At 45.2% G+C, this 14,155-nt stretch carries 12 protein-coding genes; 11 read left to right on the forward strand and 1 reads right to left on the reverse strand.

The genetic code is table 11. The features are described from left to right. Nucleotides 1-4: 4 nt before the first annotated feature. From QWZ05_RS06425 to QWZ05_RS06475, 11 genes are all read left to right on the forward strand, one after another. The gene (locus tag QWZ05_RS06425) at nucleotides 5-1,261 is read left to right on the forward strand and encodes an O-antigen ligase family protein (protein WP_290297372.1); all 1,257 of its coding nucleotides are present in this window, start codon (nucleotides 5-7) and stop codon (nucleotides 1,259-1,261) included. A 19-nt stretch (nucleotides 1,262-1,280) separates the two neighbouring features. Continuing rightward, nucleotides 1,281-2,459, forward strand: coding sequence for a glycosyltransferase family protein (locus QWZ05_RS06430; RefSeq protein ID WP_290297374.1), 1,179 nt, complete (start codon nucleotides 1,281-1,283; stop codon nucleotides 2,457-2,459). Continuing rightward, nucleotides 2,453-3,946, forward strand: coding sequence for an oligosaccharide flippase family protein (locus QWZ05_RS06435; RefSeq protein ID WP_290297376.1), 1,494 nt, complete (start codon nucleotides 2,453-2,455; stop codon nucleotides 3,944-3,946). Before QWZ05_RS06430 ends, QWZ05_RS06435 begins: the two co-directional genes overlap by 7 nt. Continuing rightward, a complete protein-coding gene (locus QWZ05_RS06440) occupies nucleotides 3,943-4,884 on the forward strand; it encodes a sulfotransferase (protein WP_290297377.1) in 942 nt (313 codons plus the stop codon). Before QWZ05_RS06435 ends, QWZ05_RS06440 begins: the two co-directional genes overlap by 4 nt. Next, on the forward strand, nucleotides 4,885-5,952 hold the full coding sequence (locus QWZ05_RS06445; RefSeq protein WP_290297379.1) for a glycosyltransferase family 2 protein: 1,068 nt from the start codon (nucleotides 4,885-4,887) through the stop codon (nucleotides 5,950-5,952). Next, complete coding sequence (locus tag QWZ05_RS06450) at nucleotides 5,942-6,847, forward strand: glycosyltransferase family 2 protein (RefSeq protein WP_290297383.1); 906 nt, start codon at nucleotides 5,942-5,944, stop codon at nucleotides 6,845-6,847. The genes QWZ05_RS06445 and QWZ05_RS06450 overlap by 11 nt, the downstream gene beginning before the upstream one ends. Next, the gene (locus QWZ05_RS06455; protein ID WP_290297385.1) at nucleotides 6,834-7,940 is read left to right on the forward strand and encodes a glycosyltransferase family 2 protein; all 1,107 of its coding nucleotides are present in this window, start codon (nucleotides 6,834-6,836) and stop codon (nucleotides 7,938-7,940) included. The genes QWZ05_RS06450 and QWZ05_RS06455 overlap by 14 nt, the downstream gene beginning before the upstream one ends. A 349-nt stretch (nucleotides 7,941-8,289) precedes the next feature. After that, nucleotides 8,290-9,075 (forward strand): calcium-binding protein, encoded by a 786-nt coding sequence (locus tag QWZ05_RS06460; RefSeq protein ID WP_264876104.1) that lies wholly within the window; start codon nucleotides 8,290-8,292, stop codon nucleotides 9,073-9,075. A 135-nt stretch (nucleotides 9,076-9,210) separates the two neighbouring features. Continuing rightward, nucleotides 9,211-10,875 carry an ATP-binding cassette domain-containing protein gene (locus QWZ05_RS06465; RefSeq protein ID WP_290297387.1) on the forward strand — a complete coding sequence of 555 codons (1,665 nt, stop codon included), beginning with the start codon at nucleotides 9,211-9,213 and terminating at the stop codon, nucleotides 10,873-10,875. Between the two features lie 13 nt (nucleotides 10,876-10,888). After that, entirely contained in the window at nucleotides 10,889-12,175 is a 1,287-nt protein-coding gene (locus QWZ05_RS06470; protein WP_290297390.1) for an HlyD family type I secretion periplasmic adaptor subunit, read from the forward strand. A 22-nt stretch (nucleotides 12,176-12,197) separates the two neighbouring features. Beyond that, a complete protein-coding gene (locus QWZ05_RS06475; RefSeq protein WP_290297392.1) occupies nucleotides 12,198-13,148 on the forward strand; it encodes a DUF6625 family protein in 951 nt (316 codons plus the stop codon). A gap of 104 nt (nucleotides 13,149-13,252) precedes the next feature. On the opposite strand, the gene QWZ05_RS06480 is transcribed toward QWZ05_RS06475, so the two are convergent. Next, entirely contained in the window at nucleotides 13,253-13,939 is a 687-nt protein-coding gene (locus QWZ05_RS06480; protein WP_290297394.1) for a LuxR C-terminal-related transcriptional regulator, read from the reverse strand. Nucleotides 13,940-14,155 lie beyond the last annotated feature (216 nt).

Genomic DNA, 14,155 nt, shown 5'->3' on the forward strand with positions numbered 1-14,155 from the left:
GAATGTGGACACAATCACGCAAGCCGCTCCCCGCAGCCAAGTCATCCATGTCCAATATGAGTATCTCATCAGTGCTCTGATTATTGCTAGCCTCATTAGCTCGTCGCTAGTGAGTTCATTGGGTGCGCTCATTTTTCTATTGGCTGGGCTTTTTCACCTTGTCTATCGAATCGAGTATTCGCTTGCGGCGCTGATCAAAGGCTGGCCAATTTTACTATTTGGCATGGTGGGGATCGCCTCAACACTATGGTCAGACAACCCTGCACTGTCTTTTAAGCGTGGGGTGCAAATCTTGCTCTCCAGCATGATTTGCCTATCTCTGATCTACTCCGTGCGCAAAGAGATACTACTCTTGGTGCTAGCAAGCTGCTTAATTCTCGCCACAGGTTACGCACTCAGCTCAAGCCATACCACCTCAATTTTTTACACCGGCGAAGTGATTCGAGTCGGCCACTTTGGTAGTAAAAATAACATGTCGAGTTTTGGTGCGTTCGGCACGCTAATTGGCCTTGGTTGCCTCTTATTGCAGCGCCCACTCAAAGGGCAACGAGCCGTTGGTTTAATCTGCGTTATAGTATCGCTCATGGTGGTTTGGCTGGCCAAATCATTGGGGACGAATCTGATGATCCTCACCGTGATTGGGATTGCTACCTCACTATACCTTTACTCCACTCAGACCCACGATGCAGCCTTTCGCAGATTAGTTAACTTGATGGCAGTGGGGTATCTTCTCGCGATTATCACTACCATCATCATCACATTTGATTATGCCAGCTATGAAACGCTGATGCTCTCTCTGGGCAAAGACCCAACAATCACTGGGCGTACAATTATCTGGGAAATCGGCTTGCACTCAATTAAACAAAACCCTTGGTTGGGTGTTGGGCTGCAAGCCTATTGGAGCGAGTTTAACAGCGGCGCGCTAGAGATATGGCAAGCGATGCACAAGGATGTAGGCAGTTATTTTGGCTTCCATAACCTCTATTTCCATTACTACGCAGAGCTCGGCTTACTCGGTCTACTTGCGATTGTCACGGTCATAGCCACCGCAGCACTCTCTATCTATCGCTCCTCTATTTCGGGTATGTCGAGGGAGGATATCTTCCTAGTGGCACTTTTTATTTTCTTTTTCAGTAAGAGCTTTTTTGAAACCACCGGTTTTAACGAACTCAGTATTGAACATTTTCAGTTGTGTTTGTTCTGGTCTTTGTTGAACAAAAACACCTTTTTCCAAAGTGGCAGTCGATTCTGTCTACGATAATTTGATGTCGAGTTTACCCATGAATATTCTTTATATTGTTCACGATCTCAATGATGCCGCAGTGAAACGCCGAGTCGCTATGCTTGAAGTTGGCGGTGCGCAAGTCACAGTAGTTGGCTTTTATCGAGGGACAGCCGCATTTGACATAAATGAAAATGTCATCAGTTTAGGCCAAACGCATGACGCCTCGTTCATACACCGCATTAAAAGCGTAGTAAAAGAGAAGCTAACGCTTCAAAGGCGCTTTAGAGAGCACCATATTACTCATGATCGCTTTGACCTGATTGTCGCTAGAAACCTCGATATGCTAGCACTGGCGGTGTCAGCGAAAAAAATTCTCCACTTACCCCTCGTTTATGAATGCTTAGATATACACCGTTTTCTGATTCATTCTGGAGTGATAGGGCATGTTTTTAGGCAGCTCGAAAAGCGCTTATCTCAGCACGCTGGCTTGCTGATCACGAGTTCACAAGGCTTTGTCGAGCATTATTTCAACCCCCTTTCTCTGGCGGAACTGCCCACTTTAGTACTGGAAAATAAGGTCTTTTCCTCTAAACCACTCGCTGCACCGACACCAAAATCACTGAATGATGGCCCCATTATCATTACATGGAACGGCGCCATTCGTTGTCATCGTTCACTCGATATCTTGATTCAGGTCTCGCGGAAAATGGCTGGGAAAGTCCAAGTGGTGATACATGGTAAGCCCGCTTACACCGAGTTCGATGACTTTATCTCAACGATTGCTAATGAGCCCTACATCGAATTCCAGGGGCCTTATGTTTTTCCTGATGATCTGGCTGACATCTACAACAGTGCGCATTTTAACTGGACACTCGACTTCTTTGAGCAAGGCGGCAATTCGGAATGGCTGCTGCCTAACCGTATCTATGAAGGGGGGCTATTTGCACTGCCTCCTCTTTATCGAGCTGGCAATTACACAGCGCAAACGCTCAATAACCTACAAATAGGCTTCGCGCTAGAGGGAAAAACAAATCAAGAGATCGCGAACCATCTAGTAACCATGTTGCAAGGTATTGACGAAACGCAATATCAAAGCTTAGTTGCTGCCTCAAAGCAGGTTCCGACTTCACGCTGGTTATTTGATACCACTCAAGCTGAGTGGTTGGTCAGTTCATTGCAGATGTTTTGCCAGCAGCCCGATTCTCTGAGTCTAAGTGAGCAAGCGCAATGCTGAGTAAATCATCCATCGCTTCTAATGCCCTTTGGCATACGTTATCTCAGGTATTCTCGCGCGGCGTAAGGTTTCTCACTATCCCAATTATCGTGCGCCTACTTGACCCTGAGCAGTTAGGGGATGTCGCTATAACAATGGCCTTGACCATGTTCGTGGCAACGGTATTTGGTAATGGCGGCACCATCGACACCATGGTGTATTACTGCAAACGAACAAAGCATGTATTCAAATCCCTATTATGGTTTACCATTGGGGTAAGCGCTCTGCTCTCAGCCTCGGTGTTTGCACTTTCACAGCCGATTTCTGTATGGATTAATGTTCCTAGTGCCAAAGTTTACCTTGAGGTTATGAGCCTATTCCTACCCGTGGTGATGTTACAGTCGGTCTTTCAGGCCAAACTTATCGAACAACAAGCCTTTGCCTACATTGCTAAATGCCAAGCCAGTGTGTCAACCGTCGCGACACTGATTGCGATTGCACTTGCCTTTAATGGCTTAGGTGGATGGAGCTTGCTGATACAGCATATTTTCACTACGTGTGCTCTGTGTGGGCTCTTTTATCGCCGTGTTACGGTTGAAAAGGATGAGCAGTTTCATTCTCAAACGTTAAAGCAGATCCTTCCTTACTACTACAAATCAACTCTCTATAACACGATCATTTGGCTGGGATCTGAGTCGCCTTTGCTGATTGCCTCAAAAACCGTGGGCAGTGCCGGCGCTGGGATATACAGCGCTATGTCACGAGCAGCTTGCATGCCAATGGAGATCCTAGGGCGCGCGTTTCAACTCTCTTTCTTTTCTGAACTCTCAGCAAAGCGGGCAGATGAGCAGCTCAAACAACTCCAGCAGCAACAGCTTTTCTGGTCAATCAAGTGCCGTTTTTTGGCCCTGACAACGCTTTATACCCTCGGAGCATTAGTGGCTTACCCTGTTGTACGTCTTGTACTTGGAGAGCAATATGCCATCCATTCTGATGCCTTCTTTTGGCTGTGTATTGGCTTTGCGGTGATCTCATCAGCCGGCGAAATAGTTGGCTTTCTGCAAGGAACAGGAAGAATTAACTTAGTCACCATACTCAGTACTGTGCGCTGTGTATTAGTGATGAGCTGTTGTTATCTAATGTGGTCGTTTTCAGCCTCGATAGAGGCGGTAGCGCAAGGGTTTGCTCTCGCCAATAGTGCCCTTTTACTGGTTTATCTCTCCACTATTTTCTTAGTACTCAAGTTCAGTGTTAAGGCCTACATTTCACACACTTTACCATTGATAACCGTACTATTTTCAGCCATCGGCACAACCTATTTGGTGGACACTCTAGTTCCAAAGTTTAATCCGCTTGTTGACATAGTAGTGCTATCAACCGCTTACCTATTGAGCTTAGCTATCGCTTTTATTCTGGTTCTGCCAAATGAAACTGGCGCTATCCGCCGCCTACTCACAACCAAGGTATTGAACAAATTGCAAAAACAGACCGTTAGGGAACATGGATGATTGAACTGACTAGTAGAAACCTATTTTGCAAAACAAGTTACGTGATTGACCAGATTGTGGCTAAGACACAAAAAGTACAACCGGTGTTGATTACTGGATACTGGCGCAGTGGGACGACATGGGTGCAAAATGTATTGGCCGCTGGTATCGGCGCCAAAACACTGTTCGAGCCATTAGAGCCGAACACTCTGCTGCCACTGTATAATGGCAGAGTAAAAGAAGTAGCCCCTTACGTGCCATTGTCTTTCGATGTGTTGTCCAAAGACGATTTACGATTTCTTGATCTTGCTTTCGCGGGCATCTCTCCCAAATACCAACAATTTAACTATCTGTCTCGCGGCAACCTGCAAGAGGCCTTTCGCCACAACGTCGTGGTTAAATTAGTTCGCGGTCAATACATTTCAGGCGACCTTAAAGAGCGCTACAACCTGTCGAAAGTGCTGCATGTTTCCCGTCACCCCATGGCAGTCACATACAGCATGCTGCGTACCGATTGGGAATGGAGTATTCACGAAGCCGACTTTGCCCAACTGTATGTAAAAGAGCGTGACATGCCATTATCGGATGATAAACAAGCGATTCTTGACACCCTCTTGCGCTTCAACAACCAGCCACCAGAATGCAAGATTGCGGCAACCTGGGCACTAGGTGAGAAATACACTGAGGAACAAAGTCATACGCAGGTATTTCGCTATGAAGACTTAGTGACCCATCCAGAACGCGAGTTTCAAGCCATGACGCAACAAATAGGTCATGAGCTAACGCTACCAGATAACATCACTGCAGCCTCGGTGGTCACTGCGAAGGACCGCAAGCATATCGATACTGCAAGTCGACTCCATTCGTGGCGCGATAAGTTAGATGCACAGAAACAGTCAAATATCCGCTCGGTATTACGTGAGTTATGGCCAGACATCGAACAACATTGGGAACTGTAAATGAACACTACCGACCGCACTGTGCAACCTCAACCTTTACCGCTAGAGACGCAAGACAAAGTCCTTATCGTCATTCCCTGCTTAAACGAGGTCAATCATATTGAACGCATCGTGACATTTTGTTTCTGCGAAGCCCGGCACCCCGACAGCTTAGTGGTTGTGGCTGATGGAGGGAGTTGTGATGGCACTCTCGACATTCTCAACCAACTGCAGAATAAGCACAAAAACTTAGTCGTACTCGATAACCCAAGAAAAATTCAGAGTAGCGGCATAAATCTCGCAGTAACAACCTACGGCAAAGACTTTGAGGTCTTCATTCGTATCGACGTACATGCAGACTACCCTGCGGGCTATATATCGAGCTTAATTAAAGAACAAAAAGCCACACAAGCCGCCTCAGTGGTAGTGTCTATGGACACGCAAGGAAAAACCGCAAAACAGAAACTGATTGCCGCGACACAAAACTCCGCTTTAGGTAATGGTGGCTCTGGTCATCGTAACTCTCTCTCAGAAGGCCAGTGGGTTGAGCATGGTCATCACGCCTTAATGCATACACAAGCCTTCCTGCAAGTTCAGGGGTACGACGAAAGCTTTTCACATAATGAAGACGCGGAACTTGATGCCCGAATTACTCAGCAGGGTGGCAAAATTTGGTTAACGGCTAGCACCGGCCTGACTTACTACCCAAGGGACTCTTTTGCTGGCTTATTCAAACAGTACAAAGGTTATGGTTCTGGGCGATGTAAAACGCTTTTTAAGCACAAGATGAAGCCGAAACTGCGCCAACTTATCCCTGTGTTTGTTTTTCCTGCCGTTGCGCTCTCCATTTTTAGCTTTTTGACACCTATAGCTGCCATACCTGCCTTGGCTTGGTTGCTTCTTGTACTCTTTGCAGGCGCCCTGATAAGCAAGCCTAAAACACTCTCTGGGAGTGCTCGTTACTTGATTGGTGTGCCCGCTATCGTGATGCATTTTGCTTGGTCACTTGGCTTTTGCCAACAATGTTTAAAGCAGCTTTTTGTCAATCACAAGCCGTCAACTAAACAGGTGGCCACTCATGAAAGTTAACTTATGCGTCTGTACGTTTCGTCGGGCATCGCTCAAAGAGACCTTGAATTCAATTGATGCCATGGTCATTCCCGAAGGTGTGAGCCTCTCTATTATCGTTGCGGATAACGATATAGAGCCATCGGCACAAAGCATTGTTCATGAATTTAATACCCACAGCCAACTCTCTTCTCACTATGTTCATGCCCCTAAGCAGAATATTTCGATCGCCCGAAATGCCTGTCTGGAGCATTGTGATGGTGACTGGGTTGGTTTTATCGACGATGACGAACTGATTGATAAGCACTGGCTTGTCGCAATGCAAACCGCTACTGCAAACAGTCAACATGGTATCTTTCTTGGGCCTGTTGAAGCTCTTTATCACCCACATCACCGCCAGAACTGGATGCCTAAAGGCGCTTTTCACGACACTACCCCAACGTTTCGCAATGGCGAAATATGTTCTGGCTATACCTGTAATGTGCTTATCCGTTACTCCGACCCTAAAGTAAGAGCCATGCGCTTCGATGAGCGGTTTGGCCGCACCGGAGGCGAAGACACCTTAATGTTTGAACAGCTGCAGGCACAAGGCCTCTCTATGACTTATGTCGAAGGTGCATTAGTACAAGAGCCGGTGCCAGAAAGTCGCTCTTCAATGCGTTGGTTGCTGCAGCGACGTTATCGTTTTGGGCAAACTCACGCGCGCGTTTTACTCGAAGAAAACCTCTCGATATTAGCCAGACTACGTCACGTCACAATGGCGGCCGGGAAAGCACTATTTTGCTACTTCTCAGCCTTAGTGATGGCCTTCGATGCCGTAAAGTGGCGCCGGTGGGCTATTAGAGGCGCTCTACACCTAGGGGTTATTTCTCGTATGTTGAAAAATAAGGATATTGAACTCTATGGCCACGCATAACTCGCCAGCGAATGATCGCAAAATCAGCATCATTATTACCAGTTACAACTACGAAAAATTTATTCGTAACAGCATCGATAGCGTATTAGCCCAAGACTACCCACATGTTGAACTCATCGTAGTGGACGATTGTTCATCGGATAGCTCTCGAGAGATAATCTCCAGCTATGCTGATCAGCTTACAAGTTGCTTTCAAGAGGTAAATCAAGGGCATGGCGCTGCATTTAATCGCGGCTTTGCGGCTTCGAGCGGCGATTTAGTTATGTTTCTCGATGCGGATGATTTCCTATTACCGAATGCACTCTCAACCGCTATCGACGCGTTTCAGATGGATACGAGTTTATGCCAGTACCGCATGGCACTGGTTGATGAACAAGGACATCGTTTTGATGTGTTCCCCAAACTCGAAGTCGAATTTGATACCCAGCAAAGAGCCGAAAATAAACTGCTGCATAGTGGTTATTATCAAACAACCGTTACATCAGGCCTCATTTATTCTCGCCAATACCTAACTCAAGTTCTGCCCATGCCAAGTGAAGATTTTAGACAAGGCGGTGATGGATATCTCGTCTCTCTTGCGCCACTCTACGGCCCCGTAACCAGCAGTGAAATTGAGCTTTCGGGTTATCGTCAACATGGTGCAAACCACTCTAGTTTTACCAATCAGTTAGTAAAAAGAGCGCAGTGGCGCATTGAACACAACCAAATGCGCCACAAAGCCATCATCAAAGCCGCTGCACAACAGCAACGAGTCATCGATAAGCATTTCTACTTTAACGATGTCGGCCTTCTAAGTGAATTTATGTGCATCAAACTCTTCTCTGAATCGACCTCTCTCTTTCCTCAAGAGCCCCATACCGATTTGCCTGACCACAAAACAACGCCGTCTCGAACAACCATTGCCCGTCAAGCTCTGCGAAATCTATGGCAAGAGAACATCTCCGTGGCCAACAAGTTAATTCTTGCTGTTTGGTGGCTAAGTATCGCGACACTCCCCAAAAAAGCCGCGCAGCCAATCTACAGCTGGAAAGTGCTTGCATCGAGCCGACCTGCATTGATTTCAAGATTATCAAAAGTGCTAAGAAGAGCGTAAATCACACCTAAAAACCATTAATCTTGGCCTTGAATACCCCTTTTGCATTAAGGGGCATTTGATAACAAACCATGCTTTTATCATGATTTTGTGCACTCCTAAGGTAAGTATGAGAACCAAAATGGTGCTAATAAATAGATGCAAATTAAGACACTGAAAATTAAGCAGTTTTGTTTTCATGCCATTTTCATTCAAGACATGAAATCAGTTTGGCTAAGATCATCGTGTACCTTGTTCGAGGATAGGTAAAGGTAGACTTCACTGGCTAGGCCTCTGACAACATCTGATTCTAGGCAAGGACATGTAAAGGTTGTTTATTTTCTAGATAGATAAATATAAAGAGGACGTTATGTTTACTAAAATTTATGATGAGCTAACTGCAACACTAGATGATCCTAATCTAGTCGAATTAACCAATGGCGACGACGTTTTAAACCTAACAGGTAGTGATGTAAACCTCGTCAATGCTAAGTTCGGTGACGACACAATCAGCGGTGGCGAGAACACCGATATTATCTTCGGTATGAACGGAGACGACGTGATTGGCGGTGGTGCGGGCGACGATATTATCGTTGGTGGTATTGGCGCCGACCGCTTATTCGGCTCTTCTGGTAATGACATCATCGTAGGACGCACGGACGATGCCATGATCGGCGGTGACAATGGTTTTGATATTCTTTACCTAGCGGCTGCGGGTGACGACGATGGTTTCTTTGACTATGTGACACAAGCTCGAGGCATCGAGGCTATCGTTGCTTACGGTCAAGAAGAGGTTTCTGCTCGAGTCAGTTTAACGTCGATTCAAGGCCAATCACAAGATGACGGTGATGAGACCACACCAGACACAGACGACACCTTCATCGCAGTTGGGCTAGAAAGCCTATCACTGATTGGCGTTCACAAGTTCATGGAAGACGGTGCGTTGTCGTTTAGCGTTGAAGATATTGACGGTCAAGAAGAGCAAGATTATATCGAGCTGCTCAACCTTGATATCTTTTCTGAACTTAACCTTGACCTTAAAGCCATCACCTTTGGTGGTGAAGAAAACAGCGTCACTATCGTTACAGATATGGATCTCGACGATATCACTGCGTTCGATGGTGTGTCTCTTGAAGATATGTCAATGGACGCTTAGTCCTTTGAACAAACGCTTCATTGACTAAATGATAAGCACAGAAGCCTATGCTTCTGTGCTTTTACTACTTTCTGTAACGCGATCGATTCTTAGCGAGAGCAAAATTAGGGGTTAAACAAGGAGCCGTTAGCCTATATGAATACACCTCAACCATCACTCAGCTCTGTCTTCACTAAAGCCTCGAAAAAACTCAGGTTTGGTATTTGTTGGATCGTCTTTTTTTCATTCTTCATCAACGTGCTTGCCTTGGCATTGCCCTTCTATTCGCTCCAAGTCTTTGACCGCGTTCTCACTTCACAAAGCATCGATACCTTGTGGCTGCTCTCTGCCATCGCCTTATTATTTGTCACACTTTACGCCCTACTCGATTGGGTTCGAAATCGCATGTTTCTCGCTTTAAGTGAAAACTGGAATCATGACGTATCGAGTGCTGTCCACGTCACTTCCATCTATGCAAGCAAAAGTGGCAAAACACAGAGCCAGAGTATCTTGCAGTTGATGAAGTCCATCCGTAATACCCTATCGCTGTCACTATCGCCCTTGTTTGACTTGCCTTGGACGTCATTACTGTTTTTACTACTTGTTGCATTACACCCGCTTTACGGCGTAATCTCTGCCATTACTATCACTGGCCTTGTATTGCTTTCGTTACTCAATTATCGCTATAAAAAAAACAGCGATAAAGGGGCGTCTAAGGAACTAACTAAAAGCACAAATGAGAGTATCCGAGCCCTTAGTATGACCCGAGCTGCTGCAGGACACTTTTCAAACCAAGATTCAATAAGCTTCACCAAAAGCATCAAAACTCAGAGCTACAGTAAAAACATTGCGGGCTTTTCGCGTTTCTTCCGTTATCTAGCGCAAATTGCGATCGTTTCAACTGGCGCTATACTCGTCATCGACCGAGAAGTGACCGCGGGTACAATGATTGCCGCAAGCATGCTCGCTGGGCGAGTATTCTCACCCTATGAGGCCATGGTCTCCCATTTACATGCATGGTTATCTGCCAGTGATCACTGGTATAAACTCAAGGCGGCGACAAAAGCGGCTCAAGATCACCCGATTGATGTTTCGCTACCGGAGGCCAAGGGCCACATACAAGCACAAGGCGTCACTATTCTCCACCCGGGTTCAACAACCTCTTTTCTCAAACAGATATCGCTGGATGTCCCAGCAGGTTGCACAGTGGCATTTGTCGGCGAATCTGGATGTGGCAAAAGCACACTGCTTAAAGCATTCGCGGGGCTAAGGCAGCCCGCCTTTGGGCATATTCGTCTCGATGGGGCAACCTATGAGCAGTGGTATTCAGAGAAACTGTCTGGGGTATTAAGCTATTATTCCACCGATTCAGAGTTCATGGATGGCACAATTTTAGAGAACATCTCTCGATTTTCTGCGCTAACTGATGCAACAAAAGTCCACCAGGCCTGCCTTGCTGTTGGGCTCCATGAAACCATTCTAAAATGGCCAAAAGGGTATGAAACTCGACTAGGACAAGATGTCACTCCATCAAGCTCTGAATTTCATCGGCTGCTGCTCGCTCGGGCGCTCTTTAGCCAACCGAAAGTACTGATCCTCGACCAACCCGACGCTTTTCTTGGTCCACTCGGTGAAAAGCTACTCAAAAGGATACTCGTTGAGCGAAAAAAACTTAAGCTCACTACACTATTCGCAACCAACCACTCTGCTCTACTTAATTTTTCAGACCGCATTGTGGTGCTTGATAAAGGGAAGATTCAATCTGATGCCCCAACACATCAGCTTGCACAAGCTTATAAAGCGCAGTTAAAACCAGCCTAAACGGAATGAAATAATGAAATCAGGAATAAACTACTGGATTACTGTTGGGCTTACGCTTTTGATTATCGGTGCAGGCCTAACATTCTCATGGATATATTCGGCACCTTTGAGTAGCGCCGCCATCGCGCCTGGTCAGCTTATCGTGGAAGGAAAACGTAAAAAAATTCAACACCTTGAAGGCGGAATCATTGAAGAAATTCATGTTAAAGAGGGCGATTTAGTAGAAAAAGGCTCACAACTGGTAACACTTAACTCAACTCGCGCAAAAACACAATATCTACAAGTTCGCTCGCGATACCTTAATGCGCTTGCGAAGTACAATCGCCTACAATCAGAAGTCAAAGAGCAACGCCATATAGAGTATCATTCAGACCTTCTGGTGGATGACATACTCGCTCAGCAAGCGGTAGACACACAGACGAAGCTAATGCAGATCAGGTTGGAATCGCTTGACGGGTTGACCAACGTGGCTGAAAAACGCATGCAACAAGCTAAACAAAATTTAACCTCTTATCTCTCTCGCGCTAAAACAGACCGCAAGGCAATGGCGTTGTTAGACGAGCAAGTAAACATGCTTTCAAAGCTCTCTAAGCAGGGCTATGCCTCAAAAGACCAACTCCTGTATTCTCAGCGCGAGCGACTCGATATGCAACGCAGCATTGATGATTATGATTCTGCTATTCAACGCCAAGACTTAATTATTGCTGAGGCGGCGCAAACCATTACCAATATTCGCCTTGAGTTCATCAAAGAGGCGTCAGAAGAACTAGAAGAAGCGGAACACGACGTCATCGAGCTCAAAGAACGTGAGCAGCAAGCCATTGAAGAGCTTGCTCGCACCAAGGTTGCAAGCCCAATCAACGGCAAAGTGGTCGAGTTACATGTGAACACACTAGGCGGTATTGTCGATAGTGGTGAAGTGATTGTCGAGATCGTTCCCGTAGATGGAGAGCTTATCGTAGAAGCAAGTGTCGACCCCACCGACATTGATACCCTCGCCATAGGTCAAACCGCTGAAATTCGCCTGACTTCCTACAACTACCGGCGTACTCTCCCTCTTAAAGGCGAGGTGGTCTATATTTCTGCTGACAGCATACTGAATGAAAAAGACGACACTTCGAGCTATACCATTAACGTAAAAATCGACGCCCAAACGCTAGAGCAAGATCACCCCGTAAAACTCTATCCTGGCATGCCAGCTGAAGTGCTTATCTTGCTAGATAAACGAACGGTAGCTGACTATCTACTTAACCCTATTTTGATCTCTTTGAATCGATCATTCAGAGATTCAGACTACTAAACGCTGTACAAGGACTGTTCAGATGCAAAAAATCGCTGTGGTGATTCCATACTTTGGAAAGCTACCTAACTACTTTAACCTTTATATCAATAGCTTGAAAAATACACCTTATATAGACGTGCTGTTTTTTACTGACATTGTCATCAATGAACAGTTGCCAAGTAATTTTAAGGTGATTCCAACCACTTTGCCGATGCTTGCAGAGAGAATAGAAAACAGCCTTGGGATAAAAACTAATATTAATCATCCCATTAAACTGTGTGACTTTAAACCTACGTGGGGTGAAGTATTTCGAGAAGAGCTGCAATCCTATAGCCATTGGGGATTTGGCGATATTGATGTTGTGTATGGCGATATCCCTCAATTTTTACCGCATAACTGGCAAGATAAAGACATCGTCAGTTTTCTTCCCTACTGGCTTAGTGGCTCACTGTGCATCATAAAAAATAGCCCCAAAATGCGGACACTCTATCAGCAGAGTCGGTTTTGGCGAGAAGCACTGGAAACATCGAATCACACGGCATTTGATGAGTGTCATCACTTATATTCTGATTTAAGAAATGGCGAAAGCATTTTTGAACTCGATGATCAGCAATCATTTACTTGGGTGGTGAAAAAGAGCCACCTAAATGGTGACATCGACGCGTACTTTAGCGAGCCTGTAATCAAAGAAAAGATATATGTAAGGGAGTTCATCAACGTCGCGCCGGGTAAAGTCACCTTAAATGACGGGAAAGAAGTGGCTTACTATCACCTAATATGTGAGAAAAACCTAATGTCGTTTGAGCTTATTGAAGGGCAAGTGCCAGAAACGTTCATCATTGATAGGCAAGGGTTTCACTACCAAACTCACTTCCATCGCCCTGGGTATCGTGTAGTTAAAAGCATCGCCGGCTCTGGGTTATTTACCGTTCAACAAATTAGTCGAGGCATAAGAAAATTCAAACGCACGTTTAATTTAGCCCAACAGTAAATTAGCCACTGCTTAATTATAACCAAAAACAAAGATAATCACCTGCAAATGAATTAATCTTCGGGTGATTATCTATTGTTGAGAAAACCATTGTTCAAAAAATATCAGAGATTTTTCTTTGCCCAAGACATCGCTTGCGTTCTATTTTTAACCTCTAGCTTTTTAAAGATATTGTACAGGTGTGACTTAATTGTATGCTCACTGACAAACAGAGAGTCTGCAATTTCTATATTAGAGCCTCCTGATTTAAGGGATTCTAATATTTCCAACTCTCGTCGAGTTAATTCTGCGGCCAGGCAATCATCTTTCTCTACTTGAGTCACACTATTTTCATAGTGATTAATGAGCATATCTACGAGCTTCCTCGGTAGCCAGTTTTCACCCTTCGAGATAGCGCACAAACCGTTACAAACATGCTCCAAAGAGTCCTGTGCTGAAAAAGAGCCGCGTAGAGAGCGCCACCTCAATACTTCATTCACGTCCATTTCACCTTCATGGTTCAATAACACTGTCCCTGCCACTGATTCACTATTACGCAAGACCTCACAACAACTATGGTCAAGCCCTGTGGAAGCGATATCAATAATGACGATACTGTTAGACGGGAATGAAAAATCTGAAAGTGAGGTTGATGTCGGGAGAATCTCAATCAACATTTGAGTTTTGTCTTGCAGCATTCGGCGGAAATTTTCGCTCTGTAAACTGCTTTGTGTGACAAGGAAAACGGAGGGTTGTACCACTTCCGCCTGGGATAACGCCTGAGCCAACGGCATATGATAAGTATTGTCCATAATTTATAATCCAATCGATGTAGGGGTAATTTTTCCCTTCATTCCTTTCTAGCACTAAAAGTAGCAGATAGGTGCTAAATATATCGATATCAAACTATGAATCAAAGTGATTAGTATTGACAAATAAACGGCATCTCAGAGTTGAGAAATATTTGCGTTTATAAAGCAAGAATGAACCAGAACTATCGCAGTATTTTATCTTTACTAACATAAACT

Origin of the sequence: Vibrio agarivorans, from assembly GCF_030409635.1 — a bacterium.
Taxonomy (GTDB): domain Bacteria; phylum Pseudomonadota; class Gammaproteobacteria; order Enterobacterales; family Vibrionaceae; genus Vibrio; species Vibrio agarivorans.

What these genes read in the sequence shown, in the direction of transcription:
- QWZ05_RS06435 (WP_290297376.1), top strand. Translation starts at nt 2,453, where the DNA reads ATGCTGAGTAAATCATCCATCGCTTCTAATGCCCTTTGGCATACGTTA.
- QWZ05_RS06455 (WP_290297385.1), top strand. Translation starts at nt 6,834, where the DNA reads ATGGCCACGCATAACTCGCCAGCGAATGATCGCAAAATCAGCATCATT.
- QWZ05_RS06430 (WP_290297374.1), top strand. Translation starts at nt 1,281, where the DNA reads ATGAATATTCTTTATATTGTTCACGATCTCAATGATGCCGCAGTGAAA.
- QWZ05_RS06445 (WP_290297379.1), top strand. Translation starts at nt 4,885, where the DNA reads ATGAACACTACCGACCGCACTGTGCAACCTCAACCTTTACCGCTAGAG.
- QWZ05_RS06460 (WP_264876104.1), top strand. Translation starts at nt 8,290, where the DNA reads ATGTTTACTAAAATTTATGATGAGCTAACTGCAACACTAGATGATCCT.
- QWZ05_RS06465 (WP_290297387.1), top strand. Translation starts at nt 9,211, where the DNA reads ATGAATACACCTCAACCATCACTCAGCTCTGTCTTCACTAAAGCCTCG.
- QWZ05_RS06450 (WP_290297383.1), top strand. Translation starts at nt 5,942, where the DNA reads ATGAAAGTTAACTTATGCGTCTGTACGTTTCGTCGGGCATCGCTCAAA.
- QWZ05_RS06470 (WP_290297390.1), top strand. Translation starts at nt 10,889, where the DNA reads ATGAAATCAGGAATAAACTACTGGATTACTGTTGGGCTTACGCTTTTG.
- QWZ05_RS06440 (WP_290297377.1), top strand. Translation starts at nt 3,943, where the DNA reads ATGATTGAACTGACTAGTAGAAACCTATTTTGCAAAACAAGTTACGTG.
- QWZ05_RS06475 (WP_290297392.1), top strand. Translation starts at nt 12,198, where the DNA reads ATGCAAAAAATCGCTGTGGTGATTCCATACTTTGGAAAGCTACCTAAC.
- QWZ05_RS06480 (WP_290297394.1), bottom strand. Translation starts at nt 13,939, where the DNA reads ATGGACAATACTTATCATATGCCGTTGGCTCAGGCGTTATCCCAGGCG.